The 3,398-nt window shown below is 60.7% G+C and carries 4 protein-coding genes; 2 read left to right on the top strand and 2 right to left on the bottom strand.

What is annotated here, in order from left to right; all coding sequences use genetic code 11:
* Nucleotides 1–31: 31 nt before the first annotated feature.
* Nucleotides 32–652 (bottom strand): HAD family phosphatase, encoded by a 621-nt coding sequence (locus tag ACQKQA_RS29930; protein ID WP_427564755.1) that lies wholly within the window; start codon nucleotides 650–652, stop codon nucleotides 32–34.
* 202 nt (nucleotides 653–854) lie between these two features.
* Here ACQKQA_RS29930 and ACQKQA_RS29925 point away from each other — a divergent pair, with 202 nt between their 5' ends.
* Complete coding sequence (locus ACQKQA_RS29925; RefSeq protein WP_427564754.1) at nucleotides 855–1,535, top strand: MlaA family lipoprotein; 681 nt, start codon at nucleotides 855–857, stop codon at nucleotides 1,533–1,535.
* Between the two features lie 60 nt (nucleotides 1,536–1,595).
* Here ACQKQA_RS29925 and ACQKQA_RS29920 read toward each other — a convergent pair whose 3' ends face one another.
* On the bottom strand, nucleotides 1,596–1,895 hold the full coding sequence (locus ACQKQA_RS29920; protein WP_427564753.1) for a PilZ domain-containing protein: 300 nt from the start codon (nucleotides 1,893–1,895) through the stop codon (nucleotides 1,596–1,598).
* Between the two features lie 277 nt (nucleotides 1,896–2,172).
* Between ACQKQA_RS29920 and rssB the strand changes: the two genes are divergently transcribed.
* Nucleotides 2,173–3,398, top strand: a 1,226-nt coding sequence (gene rssB, locus ACQKQA_RS29915) for a two-component system response regulator RssB (RefSeq protein ID WP_427564752.1), incomplete at its 3' end; no start/stop codon positions are given.

Raw genomic sequence — 3,398 nt, 5'->3', positions numbered from 1 at the left:
CTCGCGGGCAATGTGCATGATCTTGATCAAGTCAGGGTTTTTCACCCTTCAGGCGGCGCTGGCCGATGTCCGCCAGGCAGGTCGGCAGCTCGCCCAGATGGTCGATCACCGAGTGCACGCCCAGGCTGAACAGGTGCAGGGTCGCCTTGCCCCGCTTGAACTCGCGCTCCTGTTGGCCCAGCGCCTGCCATTCCGCCGGGCTCAGGCCGCAGAGCGAGCCGCAGGACGCCAGGCCGATGGTCCACAGGCCCGCGTTGAGGCCCGATTGCAGCAGGCGCGGTTCACCGCTGACCAGTACGCAGCCATCCAACCGGCTGACATTCAGGGTCATCAGCGCTTGCCAGCAGGCGTTGGGAGCGGGCCAGCGGGTGCCGGTGTTGGGAGAGGGGGTAATCCAGGCTGGCAGTGAGCTTGCCAGGTGCTGGCTGAGGTTGTCTGGCAACTCGTCCAGCCAGGCGCAGGGCACGCCCTGGTGTTGCAGGCTGTGCAGGATGTCCAGGGCGCCGTGGGTGGCATGCGCCTGTTCCAGCATCGGTTGATCGGCGCTGTGCAGGCGCATCCGGGCGCCGAAATCCACCAGGCAACCGCTGAGGCCAAAGAGCACGGCAGTCAAGGTGGGAGCGGTTACGGGCAAGGCTTCGGCGTGAGGCATCATGACGTCCCTGAAATACCTTGCAAGGTTATCGACGGCAGATGACCGTTGGGTGACATCCCTGTGAACAGGGGGAGGCGGCCGCCTACGTTATGGCGAAGCGCTGTGCCAGTGCTGCCTAAATGGGTATATCCGACTTATACTAACCAGCTTACCGCCAGGGCATAGCGCCCGTGACAGGTACAATCCAAGGAGTTTTGCTATGCGCTGGAGCAATCGCCTCGCTCAGCTTATGTGTGCCAGCATGCTGGTACCGGTTTTGGCTCACGCCGCGGAAGACGACCCGTGGGAAAGCATCAACCGTCCGATCTTCACCTTCAACGACACTATCGACACCTATGCGCTGAAGCCTCTGGCGCAGGGTTATCAGGCGGTAACCCCACAGTTTCTCGAAGACGGTATTCACAACTTCTTCCGCAACATCGGCGATGTCGGCAACCTGGCCAACGATATCCTGCAGGCCAAGCCCCGTGCGGCTGCCGTCGACACCGCGCGGCTGTTGATGAACACTACCATCGGCCTGGCCGGTTTCTTCGATGTGAGCACCAAGATGGGCTTGCAGCGTAACGATGAGGACTTCGGCCAGACCCTCGGTTACTGGGGCGTCGGCAGTGGTCCTTATGTGATGCTGCCGTTCTTCGGCCCAAGCACCCTGCGCGATGCGCCGGCCAAGTATGTGGACAGCTTCACCGAACCCTACCGCTATGTGAACGACGTGCCGGTGCGCAACAGCGCCTTCGCGCTGGACATCATCGACACCCGCGCCAGCCTGCTGTCGAGCGAGAAGCTGATCAGCGGTGACAAATACACCTTCATTCGCAATGCCTACCTGCAGAACCGCGAATTCAAGGTCAAAGACGGCAAGGTCGAAGACGACTTCTAAGCTTTGACCCGAGCATGAAAAAGGCGGCCCCCGGGGCCGCCTTTTTTATGGGCGTCGGAATCAGTTCATCTTCAAGATTGTAAGGCCAAGTTTCTGGCCATCGCCTTCCAGTTCGGTGACCCAGACCACTTCGGTATCCGCTTCCAGTCCCCTGAGGGCGGCGTGCTCGGAGTCGATGCGCACGCTGAGCCGGTCGCCGACCTTGAACGAGCGCCTGGCCCGGACCTGCATGCCACTGCTGGAAAGGTCGATGCAGACGGCTGGAATCACCTGGCCCTGATGGATCAGGGTGACCTCGGCATCCACCCGCATACGGATGTAATCGCGCTTTTCACTGTAGTCACGATCGTTTGAGTTCATAGGCTCCATCCTGCGTTTAGGTTGCGGATTTATCCGTTCTTATAACTCCCGGTGATTTGAGGTGTAAAGACGTCCAGCGACCATCGGCATGAGCTTGAAACGCCCCGCGGATGGGAGTACCGTCTGCGCCTTAGAAGGGCACCTCTGATGGTCGAGCGTGCAGGGCTGAGGGCCCTGGCTCCGTTTCCAGAGTGGCTAGAAAGCGAATCCAGTAGTGTGTGTCCAGGCTTGTGCCCAGCCCACCTACGCCAACCTAATTCTGGCGCCGTTTGCCCACATGCCAAAAACCAGTGCCACGCTGCTGATAATCGATGACGACGAAGTAGTGCGCGCGAGCCTCGCGGCCTATTTGGAAGACAGTGGCTTCAGCGTCCTGCAGGCTAGTAACGGTCAGCAGGGACTTCAGGTATTCGAGCAGGAAAAGCCAGACTTGGTGATCTGCGATCTGCGCATGCCGCAGATGGGCGGCCTCGAACTGATCCGTCAGGTAACCGATATCGAACCGCAAACCCCGGTCATCGTGGTGTCCGGGGCCGGCGTGATGAACGACGCCGTCGAGGCCCTGCGCCTGGGGGCCGCCGACTACCTGATCAAGCCCCTGGAAGACCTGGCCGTGCTGGAGCATTCGGTACGCCGCGCCCTGGATCGTGCGCGCCTGCTGCTGGAAAACCAGCGCTACCGGGAGAAGCTGGAGGCCGCCAACCGCGAGCTCGAAGCCAGCCTGAGCCTGCTGCAGGAAGACCAGAACGCCGGGCGCCAGGTGCAGATGAACATGCTGCCGGTGAGCCCCTGGACCATCGACGCGTTCAAGTTCGCCCACCAGATCATTCCGTCCTTGTACCTCTCAGGCGATTTCGTCGACTACTTTCGCGTCGACGAGCGCCGTGTAGCCTTCTACCTGGCGGATGTTTCCGGGCATGGCGCGTCATCCGCCTTCGTCACGGTGCTGCTCAAGTTCATGACCACGCGCTTGCTGTTCGAGTCCAAGCGCAATGGCACCTTGCCAGAGTTCAAACCGTCGGAAGTCCTGGGCCATATCAACCGCGGCCTGATCAGCTGTAAGCTGGGCAAACACGTGACAATGGTCGGTGGCGTCATCGACGAGGAGACGGGCTTGTTGACCTATAGCATTGGCGGGCACCTGCCATTGCCTGTGTTGTACACGCCAGACAGTGTGCGTTACCTGGAAGGGCGCGGTCTGCCGGTAGGCTTGTTCAATGAAGCCACCTATGAAGATCACATTCTGGAACTGCCGCCGACCTTCAGCCTGACGCTGATGTCTGATGGCATTCTGGACCTTTTACCGGAACCCACACTCAAAGAGAAAGAAGCCGCCTTACCTGAGCGGGTGAGAACGGCAGGCGGCAGTCTGGATGGACTGCGGCAGGTTTTTGGATTGGCCACGCTAGGGGAGATGCCGGATGATATCGCCCTGTTGGTGTTGAGCAGGAAGCACGGGCGCCTGCGCCGGGACCGCAAGACCCTGGTCGAGGTGGCGACCTC

This window comes from Pseudomonas sp. NPDC089530, assembly GCF_050280705.1.
Lineage (GTDB): Bacteria > Pseudomonadota > Gammaproteobacteria > Pseudomonadales > Pseudomonadaceae > Aquipseudomonas.
Note: the sequence above shows the minus strand (reverse complement) of the source record. Positions and strands in the feature narration are given on the sequence as shown.

Excerpts from the sequence above, each read along its gene's own strand:
- ACQKQA_RS29920 (WP_427564753.1), bottom strand. The coding sequence starts at position 1,895 with ATGAACTCAAACGATCGTGACTACAGTGAAAAGCGCGATTACATCCGT.
- ACQKQA_RS29930 (WP_427564755.1), bottom strand. The coding sequence starts at position 652 with ATGCCTCACGCCGAAGCCTTGCCCGTAACCGCTCCCACCTTGACTGCC.
- ACQKQA_RS29925 (WP_427564754.1), top strand. The coding sequence starts at position 855 with ATGCGCTGGAGCAATCGCCTCGCTCAGCTTATGTGTGCCAGCATGCTG.